Origin of the sequence: Paenibacillus sp. JNUCC-31, from assembly GCF_014844075.1 — a bacterium.
Taxonomy (GTDB): domain Bacteria; phylum Bacillota; class Bacilli; order Paenibacillales; family Paenibacillaceae; genus Paenibacillus.
This window is the reverse complement of record NZ_CP062165.1, coordinates 4,830,258-4,850,214: the sequence shown is the minus strand read 5'-3', so window position 1 is coordinate 4,850,214 and position 19,957 is coordinate 4,830,258. Positions and strand designations below refer to the sequence as shown.

Here is a 19,957-nt window from a genome sequence, read left to right as displayed (position 1 = left end):
GTCATTCTTGCAAATGAATTAAATTTCCATCGCCCGCACCCGGTTTGCGAGTGTATCATATCCCGCCACAGTCTCTGCAATATACGTCAATACCGTTTCACTCCATCCATAGATATAAAAGGTTTTACCATCCCGTGGCGGTACCATCGCCTGCTGGTATGGTGCAATATCCACGATAAACGCCTTCAGCTCCGGATTCATCATCCGGCGATAACGCTCAAGCTCGGCATATAACGGACTGCCTTCATTCTGCTGTTCATCAGTGATCATAATGATCTGATCCACTTTCTCTCCAATATCCCGAAGCTCTCGTACAGGACGCCCCGTGTCTGTTCCACCTTGTGCGCGAATCCGGTGAGCCTGGGAAAGAATGCTCTCATTCATCTTCGGACGAGCATCTTCAACCATATGGTCGAATAGCCAGAACAGCGAATTACCTCTTGTTTGTTTATAAAGTGCCAGTGCCAGCACCGAGCCAATCCGCAGATAATCCCCTTGCATGGAACCGGAGCGATCCAGGAAAATCGCGGTTCTTCCCGGCAGCGCTGGCAGGTTGCCAATCGAAAGCTCCACCGCCTCCCGCAAAGCATATCGAAGCTCTTCTCTCGCAATCATTTCATACGCACTGGCGAATCGGAAAGGCAGGATGCGCGACTTGCGCAGGGCTTCCGCATCCGTTAGACGGCCCGTTACGTATTCGATATTTTTGGTTTTTTCAAAAACTCCCGCCCGATCCATTGCATTCAGATGACGCAACAATGCAAAGGTCGGCATCTGGGACATCAACGCCTCCCATACCGTACGTGTCGGCTGCATGATCGAGGTGACCACCGAATACGGCAGTTTACCTTTTTCGATCAGATGCATCTGACTTGCCGGGTTTGGGATGGACTTCAGCTTCTCCAGCGCCTGTAACTGCGGCAGATCCGCAAGATCTACCTCATGTCCGCGCAAATAACGGAACAATGCCTGTTGTTTCATGTCTGTCGGCTTGGGATGTGCTGTAGCGATCATATCGCCCAAATTGTATCCACGCCCGCGTCCGTTGTATTTAATCGCCCAGTATTCGCTGATCCCGTTCAAAAAGAGATTCACCTGACGTTTCACCGCTCGACCGCCCTGTCCTCGACCTGTTCCTCTTAGAATGGTCAGGAAATCGGCGAGGTCTGCCGGTGTCTGTACCACCTTGGCAAACACCTTCGCAAACCGATCCGGGTCCACCTTGGATAAAAGTGCCAGCCCAAACAGGGGCTGTAACCGCATCATGCCTTCATTACGAGCATAGACCAGCGCCCGCGCCATAAACCCCGCATCGACCTCAGCCATCTCCTGATGACTGACCATCGCATCGTCCATCAGTTGCTGTGCATCTGCATAAAACGTATTGTTCAATGTATTGGTCATCAACAGCTGTATATATTGTTCCTCCACCAATCGCTCATAGGCTCCGTAGCCCTCATGATTGCGCATGGTTGGCTGAGGTTGATTGAATAATTGTTTCGCTCTACTCATACTCATGACCTCCCGGTGTGAGTCTAATTCATTCATGTTCCAACATAAAATGTTCCGAGGAAAAAGGTGGGAAGGTATAATACCCGCTCTACCGCTGAGCTACACCGCCATGAACGGCGGCGATTGGATTCGAACCAACGACCTGGTCGATTAACAGTCGAAGTAACCCTCCCTGGCGCCTCGGAACCTTGATCCGCAGAGCTTGTTGCTGCCCCGCTTCACAATCTTATTATGCCTCACACATTTGCAAGCGAACATGGCGAAAGTATGGCGACGAATCAAATTCATACCTCATTAAATTATCGTTTTGTAACGATTGAAGCAGCCCAAAGGTATTATGAAATGGATCCAAACTTCATAAGTTTAAAATGAAACGCGTCACTCATCCTGCTACAATGAAGGGATAACAAGGAGTGAATGCTCATGGCTAAAGAGAGCTTTGACAAAGAAATTCAGTTTCTGCGCATGTTGTCCCTGACGAGCGGTGCATATAACCGCAAACAGTATGCCGAACGACTCGGCATATCCGTACATACCTTTGATAAAACCCAACGCCGATTAAAAGAAATCATGCAGACTGTTGTGGACCAACGCACCGGTTCGGAACACAGCAAAGAGATGGCAGATCTCGTGCGCTTCCAATACGGGGAATCCGCAGAACCCCTGCTGCTCTTCCTTTTTCGTGCCAAGTCGATGAAAGAGACTGAGGTTCAGCGTCTTTCCGTCCTTTTGCATACCTTACAGGATAAAGCCCTGACCGCGATGGAACTGCTGGACGCCTGCTGCGCTGACCTGCTAGACGATCTGGCGCTGCCTGACGAAAAGACGATTCGCTCTGATCTGAAGTATCTGGAAGAGGTCGGGGTGATCCGCAAGGAACCCGGAGGCAGGCCTTATCGTTATCTCTTGCAGCAGGACGTACTCACGGGGCTAACCGTGGAAGAACAGCTGGAGCTGTATGATTTTGTGGATATCATGGCGAACACCCAGGTTCCGTCCGTCCAGGGATATTTATTGCGGGACAGTCTCAAAAAAGCCATAACCGCAAACTATCCGCAGGAAGAAGCCACCGAACCATTTATATACAAATACCACTATTATTCACGCATTCTGGACGAGGCACATCTGTACACCCTGCTTAGTGCGATTCGCCAGCGAAAACATGTCCAGTTTCTCTATTATTCACCCAAAAGACCATCCAGTTACAGCTCGCAGAATACGAATCCACGCTTTGAACGGGAAGCAGGAGGACGATCCAATCGGATCGTACCGCTGGAAGTCGTCTATGACCATCAGTATGGCCGCTGGTATGTGATTGGATATCAGGGACGCCGTGGCTTTGTAAAATTCCGGATGGAAGGCATTACACAGCTGGAGGAACAGGATTCGGTCGAAGACGAATATATGCACGAACTGAAGCAGCAGTGGGCCGAGATCAGCCGCTACAGCTGGCTGGTGGATACGGGGAACACGGTAACGGTTCAAGCCCGATTCTTCCATCCACGGGATGGTCAGCGTAACTTCATTCTGGATCGGGTACGTTTGCAAGGTCAATGGGGAACGATTACACCCGAAACGGAACAAACCTTTCTGTATGAAATTCAAGTCAACGGTACCACCGAGATTAAGCCGTGGCTTCGGAGCTTTGGTTCAAGCTGCGAGGTGATTGCACCCCATAGGCTGCGTCAGGAGATGATTAAGGAATGGAAGGAGATAGCGCAATATTATGAATCTGTTCGAGAAGATGTTCAACTACCAGATGATGACCAGATTGAATGAAACCGGACTGTTCACCTGGACTTCACAAGAACGGGCCTGGCTGCGCATGATGCTGAATCACCCTGCCGCACTAGAAGCGCTGAATCCTGATACGTTGCACAAAATGCATGCCATGCTGGAGGCAGAGCAAAATTTGGATCTTCAGGATTACCTCACCGAAAAAGCCAAAAGTGAAGAAAATAGCGTCTTTCACCCGCTGCTCAAACCGTTACGGCAGATCATTCTGCATCAGCAGGGGTTTCGTTTGACAGGACGTGGCCGCAATGGGCGAATCAGCCAGGATCAGTTTGGATTCCCCTACAAGCTCGAATATTCCATGGTTAAAAAGGAATGGTACGTGCTCTGGTATGCTCCACTCTACAACAAGCTGATGTCGACCAAGCTGCACAGTATTATTGCTGCGGAAGCCCAGCCCATTCAACCCGAAATCGCTTCTCAATACACTGCTCAAATCGCTATATTAACGGAAAATCGGAAGACGACCGTGACGATCGAAGTCCTGCCGGAATTTAATCAGGAGTTGTCGCGTATTCTGTATGCCTTCTCCTGCTTCGAGAAGCAGGTGGAATATGTGGAAGCACAGCAGACGTACCGCATTGATTTGACCATTCCGCGGAATGAGATGGATTATGTGCTGTCCAAAATGCGTTTTCTGGGCAAACGGGTACGGATTGCAGACCATGCTTTGCTGCGAGAGCGAATGTCGGAGACTGCCGCCAAGGTATTGGCACGTTATGCTGAATCCGAGCCTGAAGTACAGTCTGAACGGACTTATGGAGGAGTGCGGAGCCAGCAAGGGGAGGAGCCTTTCATTAAGGTAGATGGTAGTGACTCTGCATAAAGTCATCTTTTTCTGCCAACCATTTGCTGATGATTTTCCAATAATTTAATTTTCCATAATACACAAAGGGGGCTACCCCATAGTCATGAAGATGACGGGACACCCCTTTTGATGATTAGCTTACGCGCCGCTGCCGGCAGCGGAATTTCTTCTTTTGTTAATTGCATGCACGCCCATCACAACTGCAATCAATTCATACGTATCCAGATGTTCTGATTGGTTGTCTAACACAAAAGCCCCTGAACCGAACCAACCACTTGTACGCCTGAAACTTGCCACGATTTTGCCGCCCATCCCGGTAATATCATATTCCTGTGAAAACGCCGGAGCGGAAACCTCATATACCCCACGCGTTCCAGCATCGTACTCATACTTTTTACTGAAAAAGCTCATCCTCGCCCGTAAAACGCCCCATTCCCTTCCATCGGCTGAAGTCACATCCCAACGGTTACTTAACATGCAAAATTTACCGCTGCAGATCAGCCCCGAGTTATCAAATACATCCAGCGATGAGCCAAAGGCACTTTTCAAATCGAGATGACCTGCCTGTTCCTGTTCATGGTTCATAATCTCCGTGTACCCCGCATTAAAGAAATTATCTCTAAAATAGAGTTCCATGGAATCCCTCCTTACAGGAAATAAACCTTCTCCCTTATTGTAAAAGACATATATCCCTATTTACGTATAAGAACTGGGAATTGCTTCAAATAAAAAAGATCTGCCAGTTCAACTTCAACTGACAGAACCTTAACCTTAACCTTAAAATTAGACTTCAACTTTTTTATTATTCAGGTATACAGCAACGCCAACCAAAATCACAGCCACAATGATTTCAAAGATGATATTCGCCCATGTTCCATCTGACCATATGATTCGATTGGACGTAATGGAGAGCCCTGTACTTTCTTCCGTGAACTGAAACAATTCGTTTGGGTTAAAGCGACCCGAGAAGATGAGATTCTCCAGCCAGCTAATAAGATTGATGAGTAGGAAAAATGCGACAATACTAATCCAAGGTCCTGTTTTAAAGCGGAAGCTGCCTCCAATGGAGATAGAGAGAAAGATGATTATGATACTGAACAAAGCTACCCACCAGAGAAACAGCAGCAAATTAAGAATCTCCGAAAGATGAATGCCCGAAACGTTCATGTAGCTGGCAAAGTTTATGCCTGTGTGCGTTGCACTATAAATAAAGTAGTGAATGGCGGCAACAACTATTAGACCCAGCCAGCAGAGTGTTCCGAATATGATCGGAGACAAGATGTGAGACAGTCCTTTTACAGGTACAAGACGGCGATTATACGAACGGATATTGGACCTGTAGGTCTTGATCATTTTCACATAAATGGCCACACCTGCTCCGACATATGCAATAATGCCTATAATACTCCCTGATACTTCAGAAAAAAACAATGCCAGCCCAATTTGAACAATTATCAATACAGCGAGCCCAGCCAACAGCGTATTCCAATTCCTTCTAAAGTCATACTTCAGCAATGTCATCATTCCGCATAGACCTCCTTGAACATCTCATCCACACTTTTACCGTACTTGAGTCGCAGTGTCTCCACTTCTTCCCGCATCACCAATTCGCCTTCACGGATGAAGATCACTTCATCAAAAATCCGTTCAATATCCGTTACGAGATGTGTAGAGATGATGAGACTGCTGTCTTCGTCATAGAACTTCACAATGGCGTCCAGAATTTTGCCCCGGGCAACTGGGTCCACTCCGCCGATCGGTTCATCCAGCAAATAGAGACGAGCCTTGCGGGAAAGAGCCAGTGTCAGTTGCAGGCGTTCATTCATGCCCTTGGACAAGTGTCGAACCCGCTCTCCCTCTTCAAGCTTCATGAAATCAAGCATCTCTCTGGCTTTGGCTTCATCAAAATCAGCGTAGAAATCGCGGTAATAAGCAACCGCGTCCCGTACCTTCATCCAGTTCTCGGTCAACGGGCGGTCCGGCATAAAGGATACCAACGACTTCGTTTCCAACCCAACCGCTTTTCCCGTGACACGAACATCTCCACTGCTGGGATGCAGCAATCCTGCAGCCAGCTTCATCAGCGTACTTTTGCCGCTGCCGTTACTGCCGAGCAGCCCTACAATTCGGCCTGGTGCGATATCAAGCGTGATGTCATGAAGGGCCTTCTCACCTCCATACATTTTGCTTACATGGTTCAGCTCAAGAATATTACTCATTCACTGCTCCTCCTCTTCCATCGCGATGCTGTGATTGCTTTCCTTCTGAAACAGCATCAGCCACGATCGTTACGATATCCTGTTCTTCAATGCCCAGTTCCTGCATTCCTGTCAGAAAACGCTCCAACAATTCACCAGCCATCTCTTTTTTGATCGTCATAATTTTCGACTCCTCACTTGTCACGTATCGGCCCAGACCTCGCTTCGTTTCAACCACTTCTTCCCGCTCCAACTCCTGAAATGTCCGTTGTACCGTATTGGGATTGATCTGTAATTCGGCCGCGAGCTCACGAACCGAAGGAATTTTATCGCCTGCCTTAAGTACCCCGGTCACAATCTGTCTTTTGATGTACTGCATGATCTGCAGATAGATTGGCAAGTTGTTGTCAAATTCGATGCTCACAATGTTTTCGCTCCTCTCTGTATCTGTGTGTTAGTTACATAGTACACTAGTGTTATGGTATTGTAAAGCCCATTTAATTATTTTGATATATATGCAAAAAAAAGAGCAGATCCCGAGATCTGCTCTTGATGCTACTCATGAAAAATTCATTGTATGATGTGATTGATCTAGCCAGAAGGTATCTACACGATATCCAAAGGCATTTTGCCCTCCGGTGGAGGGAATGCCTCATTCAACCGAACCACTTCATCTTGGCTCAAAATAACGTCCATCGCTGCAGCGTTCTCTGCAACATGATCCAGCTGCACAGCCTTGGGAATTGCCATTACGTCTCCATCCCTGATAACCCAGGATAACGCAATTTGTGAAGGGCTGACCCCTCGATCCTTCGCAATCTCACGGATGACTGAATGTTCCATCAATTCTTTGCGAAGCCTCCCCCCTTGTGCCAGTGGACAATACGCCATGAACGGAACATGACGCTCCCTCAGCCAGGGAAGCAGTTCATATTCAATACCACGAGAAGCTGCATGATACAGCACCTGATTCACGGCACATTGATGACCACCAGGAATGTTCCATAGTTCCTGCATGTCCTCTGTGTCCAGATTCGAGACACCCCAGCGCAGAATTTTGCCTGATTGTTTCAACTGTTCCATGGCTTCGACCGTCTCTTCCAACGGCACACCTCCACGCCAGTGCAGCAAGTACAGATCCAGGCGATCTGTACCCAGACGTGATAGGCTGCGCTCACAAGCGGTGATCATTTGCTTCCGATCCGCATGATGAGGATACACCTTGGATACCAGGAATACATCATCCCGACAGTCCACTATCGCCTCACCAGTTACCTCTTCTGCCCCGCCTTCTGCATACATCTCAGCGGTGTCAATCACCGTCATTCCACGTTCAATACCATAACGCAGTGCCTGAACTTCTTCTCTCCGACTGGATTGCTTCTCACCCATGTTCCATGTTCCCTGTCCGATTGCAGGCAGTGTTGTCCCATCGGGTAGCTGGATCGTGCGCGTCTGATTTCCATGTATCATCTGTATTCCTCCAATCCGAGAATACTCATCATCCCTATTTATTCATTATTAAACCGATCATAGCTCATCTCTTCCTTGTCCCCCCTCATTAGCACGCTTCCAACGCTCCACCATCAGGATATACAGCTGATCCAGTGGCAGGGTGAGGTTATTCTGAGCAATGCTTACGGTAGCATCAACGATACTGCTGTTTACTGTCATTAATTTGCGTTTCATTCCGTTCTGACGATCCAAAAAAGCTTTCTCGTCCCACAATTTAACCCCGATCATCTTCTGTCCCATGAATTCATACATAAAAATATTCTCAACATCTTTCCAGGCAATTAACCCACCTGATGTATAAGAAGATGAATCCACAAATCCATGCTCATCTACAACAAAGGAAGGCTCCTTCTTCATCATCTTCACCAGGCTGTAGCAGAGACAAAGGCCAAAAAACAAAATGGAGAACAAACCTATAACGGAAGAAATAGCGGAGCCCTTGGCTGATGACTCATCAAACATTAAAAAAAATCCGGCTGCTACAAAAAGTGCTGCCCCGACTGTAAGCCATGCCATTCGTTTCCGGCTCGGGTATTCCACGTGTTGTTGATCATGGGATGTGGACACTGTGATGCTCCTCCTTCATGGTGACTGAGACTGAATGTTATATATAAACGGGGTACAGCTCATTGAATGAGCTGGTTTGCCAAATATACTTAAATAGCATGGTTCATTAAACAGATTCCACTGACATCAAACATCATTTTCAGGCAACATTTCGTCCATTTCATGACTGTTCAACATTAGGATTCGTCATGCTACCAATAATCCCTTTTCCGACAGGTGATATTGTTAAGAAACAGGAGTATGTTCGTCCAAAATCGTATTGTCCTGACCTATGCTTTCCGTTAATATAAATGGAAAGGTTAGGAAATTAAATATTCTGAATCATGGTGGGAGGACAAATAATGAACAGTCTGCGCGGCATAACCTCGGAAGATCTATATCATATTACATGGGTTAATGATCCGACTCCGTCCCCTCAGGGCGGACAAGTAGTATATGTAAGCCGAAAAACAAATGAAGCACGAGACGGTTATTCTTCTCACCTGAGACTCCTCAACCTGGAGAACCAGAAGGACAGACCTTTCACTTCTGGAGAGAAAGATCATGCTCCTGCCTGGTCGCCGGATGGAACACAACTTGCTTTTCTAAGGGAACATGAAGGTAAAACACAAGTGTGGCTAATCGCCTCAGATGGCGGAGAAGCAAGGCAAATCAGCCACTTGAAACATGGCGTCAGCTCCCTCCTCTGGTCACCGGATGGGCTTACTCTCCTGGTTAAATCATCTGTTGACATGAGCGAAAAAGACGAAGAAGAAACTGAAAATACAGATAAAAAACCGCTGCAAGAACTCGTTGTGGACCGAATTCGAATGAAATCTGACAGCAGTGGACTGTGGAACGGTAGACGAACCCATCTCTTCCGTGTTCCAGCCGAGGGCGGTGAGGCTGCCCCTGTAACCACAGGCCATTATGATGTTGGAGACTATGCGTGGTCACCAGATGGAGAGTCCATTGCCTGGATTGCCCAGATGCCGGAAGAGGGCGAAGAACATAACGATTACACCTTGACCAACCATGTGTATCGTGCCAAGGCAGACGGATCTGACGTCCAGCAGTTGACACCGGAAGGATATTCTTTTGGCCGACTGACGTACGCACCCGATGGACAATCCCTTGCGCTGCTTGCCAGCGACCGCTCTTATGGAAATGCTACGTTGGTGAAGCTCTACACACTTCCGATCTCAGGCGGCAAACCCACGTGTCTGAGCAAGGATTGGGATGTACAGATGAATCACAGCCTCGTTGGTGATATGCGCTCACACCTGACAAATACGGGTCCGGTATTCAGTCATGATGGTTCATCCATCCTCTGTCTTGCTACTATTGAAGGCAGTGTCCGTATTGCCCGTTATGCGCGGGACGGCAGCAATGCCGAATATATTTTAGAAGCCGGGAAAGAGTTCTATCAGTTTGCTGAGCTGGAGAATGGTCAGATCGTTGCAGCCGTAGCTGATGTACTCAGTCCTGGTGATCTTTATCTATATACTCAACCTGATGAGATCGGGGCCAAGCCCATACCTTTGACCCATAGCAATCCTCAACTGGATGAAGAGATTCAACTTAGCACACCAGAGACCTTCTGGTTTGATACCTCTGACGGCCTGCGACTGCAAGGCTGGATGCTGAAACCGACTGGCATGGTAGAAGGAGTCAAAGTCCCAACCATCCTTGAGATTCATGGCGGTCCACATATGATGTATGGGTTTACGTTTATGCATGAGTTCCAGATCCTCGCAGCACAGGGATACGCTGTTGTATATATCAACCCGCGAGGAGGGCTCGGATACGGACAGCAATTCGTGAATGCCTGCCGGGGTGATTATGGCGGTGGAGATTACCGTGATCTGATGGAAGCGATGGATTACGCGTTGTCCCGATATCCGTTTATCGACGAATCCCGTCTGGGCGTCACTGGCGGCAGCTATGGCGGCTTCATGACCAACTGGATCGTTGGACATACCGACCGGTTCAAGGCAGCCGTCACTCAGCGTTCCATCTCTAACTGGCTCTCGTTCTACGGAGTCAGTGATATTGGGTTCTTTTTCACGGAGGATCAGATTGGCGGTAATACATGGGATGACACCGAGAAGTTGTGGAAACACTCCCCACTCGCTTATGTCGGTAACGTCAGCACGCCGCTGCTGATATTGCATAGTGAGCAGGATCTGCGTTGTCCGATTGAACAGGCTGAACAACTGTATGTTGCCTTAAAGCGGCGCAAACAGACGGCCCGGTTCGTTCGTTTCCCGGGAGCCAACCACGAGTTGTCCCGGGGAGGTAATCCCCACTTACGAGTTCGCCGTCTGGAACATATAGCTGGATGGTTTAATGAGCACCTGTAATGGCGTAGTAAGATTAAATTCATAAAATAATAGATAAATGCACTTCTCCTATTTCACTTCTTAACACTCGGTTAGAATATAGGATCAGCAAAAACCACCAGTGGCAGCCGTCATACATATGACCTGCCCTGGTGGTTTTTGCTGTTTAAGACTTGGATACGGAACAGTTACTAAGATGTTATGCCTTATTCATTATATGAAAGAAATGAATGGGATCACTTGTTGGAAACCAAATGGTGGAATCATAATTTCATCTGGTGAGAGGTTGTGAACGTTTTACACGAAAAACAGGACTAGCGGCTTAGAAACCGGTGGTTATTCGTCTTCAGGCTATGCGAATGCTCGGAAACCTGTTTTTACATGAATAAAGTCCCGGATTTCGGGACATACATCATGGAGTTCATCCAGATGATTTGCAAGTTGCGAAATTACCGAATTTATTAGATAATAATCTGTCGATTGTAGTCGAAGGAACGGATATCAAGGGGGGATTTATGCAATGAATAATAAAAGTACATTTGACGAGCCAATTAACCGGCTCACGACCGGATCAGAGAAATGGGATGCACTTGAAGAAATCTTTGGCGTCGCGGATGCACTACCCATGTGGGTTGCCGATATGGACTTCGCTGCTCCACCATCGGTCATTCAGGCGCTGAAGAATCGAATGGAACATGGGATTTTTGGTTATACGGTGCGAACCGATGCGTACCATACAGCGGTGGCGGGATGGATGGAGCGACGTCACAACTGGAGCATTAACGATGAATGGATTGTATTCACCCCGGGTATTGTGCCTGCACTCAGCATTGCCATACAACGATTCACTGAACTGGGAGATGCGGTAGTAATCCAGACTCCGGTGTATGCGCCCTTCTATGAAGTGGTACGTGGTCAAGGCAGAGAACTGATGACCAATCCTCTGATAGAGAACAACGGACATTACGCCATGGATCTGGAGCATCTGGAATCCTGCTTCAAGACTGGCCGTGTCAAAATGCTGATTCTGTGCAGTCCTCACAACCCGGTCGGGCGTGTGTGGACTCGTGAGGAGCTCGAAAGCCTCGCCACCCTGTGTGTGCAATATAATGTCATTATGGTCTCGGATGAGATTCATGCTGATCTCGTTCATCAACGCGGCACTCATACGCCGCTGGCCCTTATTTCGGAAGCTGTCGCTGATCTCAGCATGATCTGTACAGCACCGAGTAAAACGTTCAACATTCCAGGTCTATGCACTTCCAATATCATCATCCCAAATGCCAAGCTGCGTGAATCATTCATGCAGGGTGTGAAGACGATGGGGCTTTCCAATATCAGTACGCTGGGAGCTGTCGCTACTGAAGCTGCGTACAACGGTGCTGAGCAATGGCTGGATGATTGCCTTGCCTATATCCGTGGAAATATGGAGTACGTGCAAGAGTATGTCGCGGAACATATGCCGCAAATCGGAATCCATCTTCCAGAAGCGACTTACCTGTTATGGATGGATTTCCGAAAGCTGAAAATCCCGCAATCGCAACTGTGCAATATGCTGCTCAAGGAAGCAGGACTTGCCTTCAATGATGGAAGCAATTTCGGAGCGGAAGGTACCGGATTCATGCGCATCAATGTGGCCTGTCCACGTTCAACAGTTGAAGAAGCCATGCGCAGATTGTCTATGCTGCTGAGCAAGCTGTAGGATAAGTAAGTAGAATTACGTTAAAGTTAATTCAAGACGCTAATGAATCGGTTACACCTTATTTCAAAGTTTAGCGTGAAATGGGAAGGCTAACGAACTCCAGCTACTTTATTATTGTCATTATGGCAAAATTCTGTGGAAATACAGGCAGTAAGGGCATATAAGGTGTCTATGATTCGTTCCAACACCGAAACTGTAGAATTTCGTCTAATAACACGCGCTCGGTTCGTTAAAGCATTGAGTTCGTTAAAATCCAAAAGGGGCTGTCCCTGTAGTCATTCCATGATTAAGTTCATGATTGACTGCCCGGACACCCCTTTTATATGCGCATCTGCATAAATCCCTAAAGTGGCTTCCAATCACCAAAAGTATAGATCGAATGATTCTGTTCGTCTATAATTTGTACCCATTAGCGTTAGAGATCAAATTATGCAAAATGCTGCTATTCAAAAATGGTTTATATTCAGTAAACTATGATGTTGGCATACGGATAATCCGATCACATATCCTGTCCACCAATTCTCGATCATGGCTGATGACCAACAACCCCAGGTTGCGTTGACGGGCGATGTTCATTACGGTATGCCAGATCTGTGCCTGGGTAATGGCATCCAGCATGGTGGTCATCTCATCGGCGATCAGGTAACGAGTTGCTGTGCCAAGTGCACGTGCAACGCAGAATCGTTGCAATTCACCGCCAGACAATTCACCAGGTCTGTGGTCCAGCCAATTCTCCTGAATGCCCAAGGCGTCAAGCAGCTCCTGATCCTCGATTGCCGCTTCCTTCAGTACACGGCGCATCCGCCAGCGTGGATTCACGGCTTTCTCCGGATGCTGGAATACAAGCTGAACCGGACAGGTTCCGGTTTGGGGAAGCGGCTTGCCATCCAGCAACACTTGACCTGTCATTGGTTTCGCATACCCGGCAAGGATACGCCCCAGACTTGTTTTGCCACAACCGCTGGGACCCCACAAGCCAACGGCTTCCCCCGGATGTAATTCCATGTTTACATTCTGAAATACCCAAGCTTCTTTACCATAACGATAACCTGTCTTTCTGGCTTCAAGTGGCATGAATGCACCTCACTTCTCCTTCGCGAACCTTGCGCAGTTCAGGACGGCTACTGGTACATGCCGTAGTCGCTCCGATGCAGCGTGGTGCAAATGAGCATCCCTCTGACAACCATTGACCCGCTACAGGCTGGGTACCAGATAGAGGTTGGAATTCGTTCTGCGGCAACGCGTTCCAAAGCGCTTTTGTATATGGATGCCGCAAGCGATCGCCCGTTTCCGTAAAATCACCAACCTGTGCCGTCTCTACATTGGAACCTGCGTAAAATACGGATATGCGATCCGCTGCCGTCAAGGCAGTTGTAATATCATGAGTAATCCAAAGGATACCGACGCCTTCATCGGCCAGTTGACGAAATTGCTTCATCGTTTCAGCCAGCACTTCAGGATGGATGCCAGGTGTTGGCTCATCTGCGATAATGAGTTTCGGTGCACCGGAGGTGGCTGTTGCCATCAACACCCGCCGAGCCATGCCGCCTGATAGCTCAAACGGATATTTGTCCGATGTGCCCTGAGGCAAGTGATAACGTCCTGACAACTCCTGCTCTGCCTCTTGCATCACGGATCGGGGCGTCAATCGGGGATGCCGTCCAGACTTTTGATTTACGCGCTGAACCTGTCTGCCTACCTTCAACAGCGGGTCCAAATAACTGACCGATTGCGGAATGTACACCAGTTCATCACCTCGCAAATGAAGCTGCCGCTCCAGAGTCAAGGGTTCGCCCACATAGCTAATCCGGCCTTCCAGCCTGGCATTGGCAGGAAGAATGCCCATGATCGCCTGTGCCAGTACACTTTTCCCAGATCCGCTCGCCCCTACGACCGCTACAATCTCACCTTCATGAACAGACAGATTCAGATCTTGAATAACAAGGTTCTCCTCGTGCCCAAACCATCCCCGCGCACGCCGAAACGAAACCGATACTCCCTCTACTTCAAGAAGAGCCATGTCTACACCCCCTCCCTTGAACTGCCGGTTCCCGTTAATGTCTTCAGACTACTCCCCAGCACATCGAACGCACGAACGACCAACAGCAATGCGAGTCCCGGGAAAAAGGCCAACCACCACATACCTGCGGACAAATATCTCATGGACTCTGATAAAATAATTCCGATCGCTGGCTGCTGCGGCGACAGCCCCAGCCCCAGAAACGTAATCGCTGCCTCATGCAGAATCGCATGAGGGAAGATCAGCAGCACTCCCACGAGCAGCTGTGGAATCAGATGTGGCAGCATGTGCTGCACCGCAATACGCATTCGCGAATGACCCAACCTGCGTGAGATATGAATATACTCCGCTGATTTCAGCTGAATCATCTCTGCCCGTACAATTCGGGCCAGATTCGGCCAATGGGTCAGGGCAATGGCTAACGCTACCCCAGGCAAACCTCCACCGAATACAAAGGCGAGCATCACCAGCGATACCAGGTGGGGAACACTCAGGAAGAGGTCAATAACCCATGAGATCACCCGATCCGCAGCTTTCCCTGAAGCAGCAGTCAGACCCAGCACCAGCGCAATGAGTCCACCACCACAAGCCGCCAGCAAACCTACCTGAATGCTCGTTGCCAATCCTCTCCATGTGCGCATGAACATATCTCTCCCCAGCCAATCCGTACCGAAAGGATGAGCCCAAGTTGGGGCCAGATTCCGATCCATCAAGGAGGTCAGCGTCGATTCAGCGGGAAGCAGTCTGCCTGTCAGCCACACGATGGCAATCCAGATCACGCCCAGGCTGCCCCAAATGAGCGCCCATTTGCGCGGATTACGGAAACGAGGATTACTGACGCCGGGATCGGTATACCCTTCTGCTCCACAAGCATGTGGACGTGGAACTATTGATCCCCAATCCCTCTTGTTGCTCTCCTCACCATTTACAGAATTTGCTTTTGGCTGCTGTGCAATCTGACCCGCAGGCCGGGAGGGACGCTCCAATGTCTGTTTCATCCTATCTCCTCCTCCTTGATGCGCGGATCAATAATACGATAAAGAATGTCGGCAATCATATTGCCTGTAAACACAAATACGGCACTACACAGCACAAGCCCCAACAGCAGCGGCACATCACCGCGCAATCCGGCCTGAACCGTTGCCTGCCCCAGCCCGGGATAGGAAAACACCTGCTCCGCGAGCACGGCCCCACCGAACAATTCACTAAATGAAGCAAATTGCAGCGTCAAAGCTGGCAGTACAACATGCCTGAACCCATGGCGACGAAACAATTGAACACCTCGCTCACCTCGTGCCCTTGCAAAAAGAATATAGTCCGAGTCCAGCACATCCACCAGCTTCTGCCGGGTATGCAGGGCGATCGCGGCCACGCCCGTCAAACTCAAAGTCAACGCAGGCAATATCATGTGCTTCGTCCGATCCCCCCATGTCACTTGATCTGCCGTCATGCCCGCAGGCACACCAAGTCCAACCGGGAGCCACCCAAGCCACACACCGAATACCATGAGCAGTAACAAGGCCATCCAGAATACCGGTGTGGAAGCCAGAGTGTAACAGTACCAACAGATCAGACGATCCACCCGCGAATCCCGCCTCATGGCAGCAACAACCCCCAGACCGAATCCGATCAGACCGGATAACAGCCATGCCACCGCCATAAGAGCAACAGAATTCATGAATCGTTCCTGGATGATATCTGCAACCGGCTGCCTGTAGATCATCGAGGTTCCCAGATCACCCTGAATCAGCGCCTGGCCCCACGTAAGTAGTCGCTCTACAGGTGAATCATTGAGTCCCCAACGTTCCTCAATAAGCGTACGCTGCTCCGCGCTCACCCTGATCATGTCTCCACCAATGTAGGCCTCGACCGGGTCCACAGGAGAGAACTGCATCAGTATAAAAGACACCACGCTGACTCCCACCAGTAAAGATACAAGCCGCAACATTTTAAATCCGACAAATCTGGCCCATCTCACTCCGTCTGTCATCCAATCTCTCCCCAATTCAGGCTAAAGCTACTGCAGAGCTTATTTCGAATCGTCATTCCAGGACCATTCCTCCAGATTGGATGTCACTGGCCACCCGTGACCATGTGGATGGATTTGCTGCTCACCGATATTCAGACCATTTTTCACCAGATACAGATGATCAATATTCACCAGCCATGCCCATGGCGCATCGCCCTGATAACTGAATCCTGTTGATCCATCCCACTCGGCTTTCTGCCAAAAGGGTAGTGCCTCTTCTTCCGTTGTCGCTTGGAGGGCCTGTTGCATCCAAGAGTCTACGGTTGGGTTGTTGTACAACCCTGTATTGTAATACCCTTCCCCTTTATGGGTACTACTGTAGAGGTTGTAAGTCTCCAGCGGATCATGGCTTCCCCAGCCAAATAATACGGCATTGGTATAGGCCAGCTTTTTCGTCTCTTCGCGACTCTTGCCCTCCACATTGATCTTGATCCCTGCCTGGGCTACCATATCCGCAGCAGCCAGTGCCAGAGATTGTCTTGTTAAATCCCCAGCAAAATAAAGCAGATTGAATTCAGCCTTTACGCCGTTTTTCTCAACAAAACCGTCGCCATCTGAATCCATCCAGCCGCCAGCCGCCAGAATCTGCTTCGCTTCATCCGGATTCGCATCTGCAAATACAGAATCCGGATTACCCCAAGGCAAATCATCACTGACCGAGTAGGCCGGACGCCCATGCCCCTCCAGTACACCTTCCACCAGAGCATTACGATCAATTGCAACATTTACCGCCTTGCGAATGGAGATGTCGGATGTAACATCGTTGCCTGCTGGTAGCCCGTCACCAGACTGGGCGCCGGCAGGTTGCATCGGGAACATGATGCCCCGGTTATCAACGGTTTTTACCGATTCCATTTTCATTCCGTTCACCTGCTGCTTGCTGAACGCCGCCGGGATAGCCGCGATATCGACTGTACCGGCCTGAGCCGCCGCAAAAGCTGCATCCTCATCAAGATAGAGAAACGTCAGTTTATGGAATGCGGACTTTTTTCCGTAATATTGCTCGTTAGCCTCAACGATCGCCTGCTGCCCCTTATCCCACTGTACCAGCTTGTATGGACCGGACCCGACCGGATGCTCCGCATAATCGGAACCATAGGCGTGCTCAGGCACAATGCCCAGCGTAGTCAGAAGACTGATAAACGTGGACTGTGGTGACTTTAATGTAAAGACAACAGTTGTTGCATCCTGGGCTTTCACTTCAGCCATATTGGTCAAATCGATGACCGACCCGCTCTTCGCAGCCGTCTCAAACGTAAACCTGACATCTTCGGCCGTCAGTAGCTTACCATCGGAGAACTTGACATCATCCCGGAGTTTGACAGTCCAAGTCAGCCCATCCTTACTGACGGAGTGGTCTGTCGCCAGATCATTGACCAGTTGAAGCTTGGCATCCCTTTTCAACAAGGTACTCTGAAAGAGTGGCGAACCGTACTGTCCCCAACCTGTAGTTGGATCAAATCCACCTTCAGGTTCCGTGCCAACGGCCAGCACCAGTTCGTCTTTGGGAAGAGAAGCCGCCTGCTGAACGCTCTCTGTTATCGATGAGGATGCCCCCTGCGTACATCCTGATAACCCAACTGTACAACAAAGCAAAATGCCTAACCCCGCTCGAACCGAACGTTTTCCCCATGAAAATCTGCCCATCTTCACTGTTCCCCCTCTGTGTTCTGCTGTACAATTCATTTTCGTGTCACTTTTTTTGAAAATTGTAGCACAAAATAGATTTTATGTGTCAATAAACTTAACTTCGAATTCCATTTATTTTCATTTACAAAGTATAAAATGGATAGTCACAAGGAAATCAGTAAACATTACACTATTTGGAGTGAGGTATTATAACAAAAAAAACAACAGAATATCGGCATGAGTCCGATAATCTGTTGTTCAACATACGGGTTATGGGCAAAGTTAGTTAAAACCAATGGATCGGTTATTGAAATTTTAAGTTAATCCGTTGAAGAATTAGGATGACGATGATGGCTATGGCGATTTTGATCAATCATGATTGTGACTATGGTTATGATGGTTTGTCAGTTTATTAAGCTCATCCACATACGTTACAGAGAGTTCTGCATATAGCACTCCTTTTTGCACCTGAATCTGCGAATGAAGATGACGCAATCGCCCGAGGTTGCCCCTCACCGCAATGACCTCCAGACATTGATCATGATTCAGGTGCACATGCATATTGGAGATGATGTCATGGTGTGCCTCATGCTGCAGCTCCATTAACCGAATAGGGAGATCACTGATATGGTGGTCAAACACCATCACAATGGTTCCGGCTACATCCTGCTCGGAATGCAATGCAGAAGGCTCCAGCAATGTTTTACGGACCAAATCACGGAAAGCTTCCGAACGGTTTTTGTATCCCTGCTCTTCAATATACCTATCAAACTGTTCGATCAGAGGCGTGGGAAATGCCACACCGAACCGGGTTAAATCTTCTTTGTCTGCCATTCATATCCTCCTGCCGCCTCGTTTGCTTCGAGTGTACCACAGTCCTGTCTTCTCATCGACTATACTGTTGTTTCTCGGTAGTGGCAGCAAGGATAAAGTATCTCTCTATTTTATTTGGATCTCTTGGCCAGTTCCTGTCTGACGTTGGCATAGGTGGCGCTTACCTTCTGTTCCAGTGTATAAATATGCTGTTTGGAGCCAGCCCATTTCTCTGCTGCAGCGGCTAGGGAGTTCAACGAGCTTAATACGCGTGATGACTGACCTAGCTTTGCACTCTGTTTGAACTGCTGCAACGCGTTTGAATATCGCTCTCTCGACAGGCTCGCCTGTTTTTTGCCCGTTTGAATCTGCTTCTTCACCGGATCAACTCCAGCTAATAAAGTACGCAACCGTTTCACTTCTGTGCTCTTTCGTTTGCGGGCTTCGGCAAGTTCCTTTTTCTTGAAACGAATGTCTTCTCGTGCAAGCTGAACAACGGGTTTCAACGTATCCGCTTGGGTACGAATAGCGGCACTCCATTCCTTGTTTTTGATCGCTTTGGCGGCGTCCAGTTGCTTATTTACTGAACTGTACAAGGCAAACAAAGGCTCATACCGGGCCTCGGTTTGTTTTACCTTTTCAGCTAGACCTGCGATCTTCGCGTCATCGGTTTGCCTGATTTCCACACGCAACCTTGCCAATTCCGACGTATTCGCGGCATGTAGTGTCTTTGTTTTTTGTTCCCAAGATTGCTCTTGGGTCGTCCAGTTCCCCACGTTCTCATACGCTCGTTGCAGGGACAATTTTGTCTGTGAATCGGCCTTGCTCAGCACGCTCTCCCATGCTTTCTGCGCAGTTACACCAAGCTCAGGGCCCGCACCTTCAGCAGTGGAAGAATAATAAATCACACTCATACTGAACATGATGATGAGTCCCAGGCTCATACGGGTCCATATGTTAGCGCGAAGGTTAGGCCGAGATCCAGGTCGTGTCCCTATGAGAGTATGTTCTCTAACGCTACTCTTTTGGAATGGGTCCATGATCTGCTG

General features: G+C 48.7%; 18 protein-coding genes. 4 read left to right on the top strand and 14 right to left on the bottom strand.

Annotated elements, in window-relative coordinates:
- Positions 1-18: 18 nt before the first annotated feature.
- The gene (locus tag JNUCC31_RS21000; RefSeq protein ID WP_192264371.1) at positions 19-1,512 is read right to left on the bottom strand and encodes a TROVE domain-containing protein; all 1,494 of its coding nucleotides are present in this window, start codon (positions 1,510-1,512) and stop codon (positions 19-21) included.
- A 423-nt stretch (positions 1,513-1,935) separates the two neighbouring features.
- On the opposite strand from JNUCC31_RS21000, the gene JNUCC31_RS20995 reads away from it, so the two are divergent.
- Together JNUCC31_RS20995 and JNUCC31_RS20990 are read left to right on the top strand one after the other, a co-directional pair.
- Positions 1,936-3,291 (top strand): helix-turn-helix transcriptional regulator, encoded by a 1,356-nt coding sequence (locus JNUCC31_RS20995; RefSeq protein WP_192264368.1) that lies wholly within the window; start codon positions 1,936-1,938, stop codon positions 3,289-3,291.
- Complete coding sequence (locus tag JNUCC31_RS20990; RefSeq protein ID WP_192264363.1) at positions 3,239-4,132, top strand: WYL domain-containing protein; 894 nt, start codon at positions 3,239-3,241, stop codon at positions 4,130-4,132. Before JNUCC31_RS20995 ends, JNUCC31_RS20990 begins: the two co-directional genes overlap by 53 nt.
- Before the next feature lie 120 nt (positions 4,133-4,252).
- Here JNUCC31_RS20990 and JNUCC31_RS20985 read toward each other — a convergent pair whose 3' ends face one another.
- From JNUCC31_RS20985 to JNUCC31_RS20960, 6 genes are all read right to left on the bottom strand, one after another.
- Entirely contained in the window at positions 4,253-4,750 is a 498-nt protein-coding gene (locus JNUCC31_RS20985; protein WP_192264360.1) for an LURP-one-related/scramblase family protein, read from the bottom strand.
- 147 nt (positions 4,751-4,897) lie between these two features.
- Entirely contained in the window at positions 4,898-5,638 is a 741-nt protein-coding gene (locus tag JNUCC31_RS20980; RefSeq protein ID WP_192264357.1) for a hypothetical protein, read from the bottom strand.
- Positions 5,635-6,333, bottom strand: coding sequence for an ABC transporter ATP-binding protein (locus JNUCC31_RS20975; protein WP_192264354.1), 699 nt, complete (start codon positions 6,331-6,333; stop codon positions 5,635-5,637). The genes JNUCC31_RS20980 and JNUCC31_RS20975 overlap by 4 nt, the downstream gene beginning before the upstream one ends.
- Positions 6,326-6,736: a GntR family transcriptional regulator gene (locus tag JNUCC31_RS20970; RefSeq protein ID WP_192264350.1), complete on the bottom strand. Its 411-nt coding sequence runs from the start codon at positions 6,734-6,736 to the stop codon at positions 6,326-6,328. Before JNUCC31_RS20970 ends, JNUCC31_RS20975 begins: the two co-directional genes overlap by 8 nt.
- A gap of 182 nt (positions 6,737-6,918) precedes the next feature.
- Complete coding sequence (locus tag JNUCC31_RS20965; protein WP_192264348.1) at positions 6,919-7,785, bottom strand: aldo/keto reductase; 867 nt, start codon at positions 7,783-7,785, stop codon at positions 6,919-6,921.
- 57 nt (positions 7,786-7,842) lie between these two features.
- The gene (locus JNUCC31_RS20960) at positions 7,843-8,394 is read right to left on the bottom strand and encodes an STM3941 family protein (RefSeq protein ID WP_192264346.1); all 552 of its coding nucleotides are present in this window, start codon (positions 8,392-8,394) and stop codon (positions 7,843-7,845) included.
- Between the two features lie 341 nt (positions 8,395-8,735).
- On the opposite strand from JNUCC31_RS20960, the gene JNUCC31_RS20955 reads away from it, so the two are divergent.
- On the top strand, positions 8,736-10,736 hold the full coding sequence (locus JNUCC31_RS20955) for a S9 family peptidase (RefSeq protein WP_192264344.1): 2,001 nt from the start codon (positions 8,736-8,738) through the stop codon (positions 10,734-10,736).
- A 499-nt stretch (positions 10,737-11,235) separates the two neighbouring features.
- The gene (locus tag JNUCC31_RS20950) at positions 11,236-12,417 is read left to right on the top strand and encodes a MalY/PatB family protein (RefSeq protein ID WP_192264342.1); all 1,182 of its coding nucleotides are present in this window, start codon (positions 11,236-11,238) and stop codon (positions 12,415-12,417) included.
- A gap of 471 nt (positions 12,418-12,888) precedes the next feature.
- On the opposite strand, the gene JNUCC31_RS20945 is transcribed toward JNUCC31_RS20950, so the two are convergent.
- The 7 genes from JNUCC31_RS20945 to JNUCC31_RS20915 all read right to left on the bottom strand — a co-directional run bounded on the left by JNUCC31_RS20945 (position 12,889) and on the right by JNUCC31_RS20915 (position 19,831).
- The gene (locus tag JNUCC31_RS20945; protein WP_192264340.1) at positions 12,889-13,491 is read right to left on the bottom strand and encodes an ABC transporter ATP-binding protein; all 603 of its coding nucleotides are present in this window, start codon (positions 13,489-13,491) and stop codon (positions 12,889-12,891) included.
- A complete protein-coding gene (locus JNUCC31_RS20940) occupies positions 13,481-14,437 on the bottom strand; it encodes an oligopeptide/dipeptide ABC transporter ATP-binding protein (RefSeq protein WP_192264338.1) in 957 nt (318 codons plus the stop codon). The genes JNUCC31_RS20945 and JNUCC31_RS20940 overlap by 11 nt, the downstream gene beginning before the upstream one ends.
- 2 nt (positions 14,438-14,439) lie before the next feature.
- A complete protein-coding gene (locus tag JNUCC31_RS20935) occupies positions 14,440-15,435 on the bottom strand; it encodes an ABC transporter permease (protein ID WP_228469152.1) in 996 nt (331 codons plus the stop codon).
- Positions 15,432-16,427 (bottom strand): ABC transporter permease, encoded by a 996-nt coding sequence (locus tag JNUCC31_RS20930; RefSeq protein WP_192264336.1) that lies wholly within the window; start codon positions 16,425-16,427, stop codon positions 15,432-15,434. The genes JNUCC31_RS20935 and JNUCC31_RS20930 overlap by 4 nt, the downstream gene beginning before the upstream one ends.
- A 39-nt stretch (positions 16,428-16,466) precedes the next feature.
- A complete protein-coding gene (locus JNUCC31_RS20925; protein WP_192264334.1) occupies positions 16,467-18,113 on the bottom strand; it encodes an ABC transporter substrate-binding protein in 1,647 nt (548 codons plus the stop codon).
- Positions 18,114-18,464: 351 nt separating this feature from the next.
- Positions 18,465-18,929 carry a nickel-responsive transcriptional regulator NikR gene (nikR, locus tag JNUCC31_RS20920; protein WP_192264331.1) on the bottom strand — a complete coding sequence of 155 codons (465 nt, stop codon included), beginning with the start codon at positions 18,927-18,929 and terminating at the stop codon, positions 18,465-18,467.
- Positions 18,930-19,039: 110 nt separating this feature from the next.
- Positions 19,040-19,831, bottom strand: coding sequence for a hypothetical protein (locus tag JNUCC31_RS20915; RefSeq protein WP_192264327.1), 792 nt, complete (start codon positions 19,829-19,831; stop codon positions 19,040-19,042).
- Between the last annotated feature and the right edge of the window lie 126 nt (positions 19,832-19,957).

Excerpts from the sequence above, each read along its gene's own strand:
- JNUCC31_RS21000 (WP_192264371.1), bottom strand. The coding sequence starts at position 1,512 with ATGAGTAGAGCGAAACAATTATTCAATCAACCTCAGCCAACCATGCGC.
- JNUCC31_RS20925 (WP_192264334.1), bottom strand. The coding sequence starts at position 18,113 with ATGGGCAGATTTTCATGGGGAAAACGTTCGGTTCGAGCGGGGTTAGGC.
- JNUCC31_RS20990 (WP_192264363.1), top strand. The coding sequence starts at position 3,239 with ATGAATCTGTTCGAGAAGATGTTCAACTACCAGATGATGACCAGATTG.
- JNUCC31_RS20940 (WP_192264338.1), bottom strand. The coding sequence starts at position 14,437 with ATGGCTCTTCTTGAAGTAGAGGGAGTATCGGTTTCGTTTCGGCGTGCG.
- JNUCC31_RS20995 (WP_192264368.1), top strand. The coding sequence starts at position 1,936 with ATGGCTAAAGAGAGCTTTGACAAAGAAATTCAGTTTCTGCGCATGTTG.
- JNUCC31_RS20915 (WP_192264327.1), bottom strand. The coding sequence starts at position 19,831 with ATGTTCAGTATGAGTGTGATTTATTATTCTTCCACTGCTGAAGGTGCG.
- JNUCC31_RS20980 (WP_192264357.1), bottom strand. The coding sequence starts at position 5,638 with ATGATGACATTGCTGAAGTATGACTTTAGAAGGAATTGGAATACGCTG.
- JNUCC31_RS20955 (WP_192264344.1), top strand. The coding sequence starts at position 8,736 with ATGAACAGTCTGCGCGGCATAACCTCGGAAGATCTATATCATATTACA.
- JNUCC31_RS20985 (WP_192264360.1), bottom strand. The coding sequence starts at position 4,750 with ATGGAACTCTATTTTAGAGATAATTTCTTTAATGCGGGGTACACGGAG.
- JNUCC31_RS20950 (WP_192264342.1), top strand. The coding sequence starts at position 11,236 with ATGAATAATAAAAGTACATTTGACGAGCCAATTAACCGGCTCACGACC.
- JNUCC31_RS20975 (WP_192264354.1), bottom strand. The coding sequence starts at position 6,333 with ATGAGTAATATTCTTGAGCTGAACCATGTAAGCAAAATGTATGGAGGT.
- nikR (WP_192264331.1), bottom strand. The coding sequence starts at position 18,929 with ATGGCAGACAAAGAAGATTTAACCCGGTTCGGTGTGGCATTTCCCACG.
- JNUCC31_RS20930 (WP_192264336.1), bottom strand. The coding sequence starts at position 16,427 with ATGACAGACGGAGTGAGATGGGCCAGATTTGTCGGATTTAAAATGTTG.
- JNUCC31_RS20945 (WP_192264340.1), bottom strand. The coding sequence starts at position 13,491 with ATGCCACTTGAAGCCAGAAAGACAGGTTATCGTTATGGTAAAGAAGCT.
- JNUCC31_RS20965 (WP_192264348.1), bottom strand. The coding sequence starts at position 7,785 with ATGATACATGGAAATCAGACGCGCACGATCCAGCTACCCGATGGGACA.
- JNUCC31_RS20935 (WP_228469152.1), bottom strand. The coding sequence starts at position 15,435 with ATGAAACAGACATTGGAGCGTCCCTCCCGGCCTGCGGGTCAGATTGCA.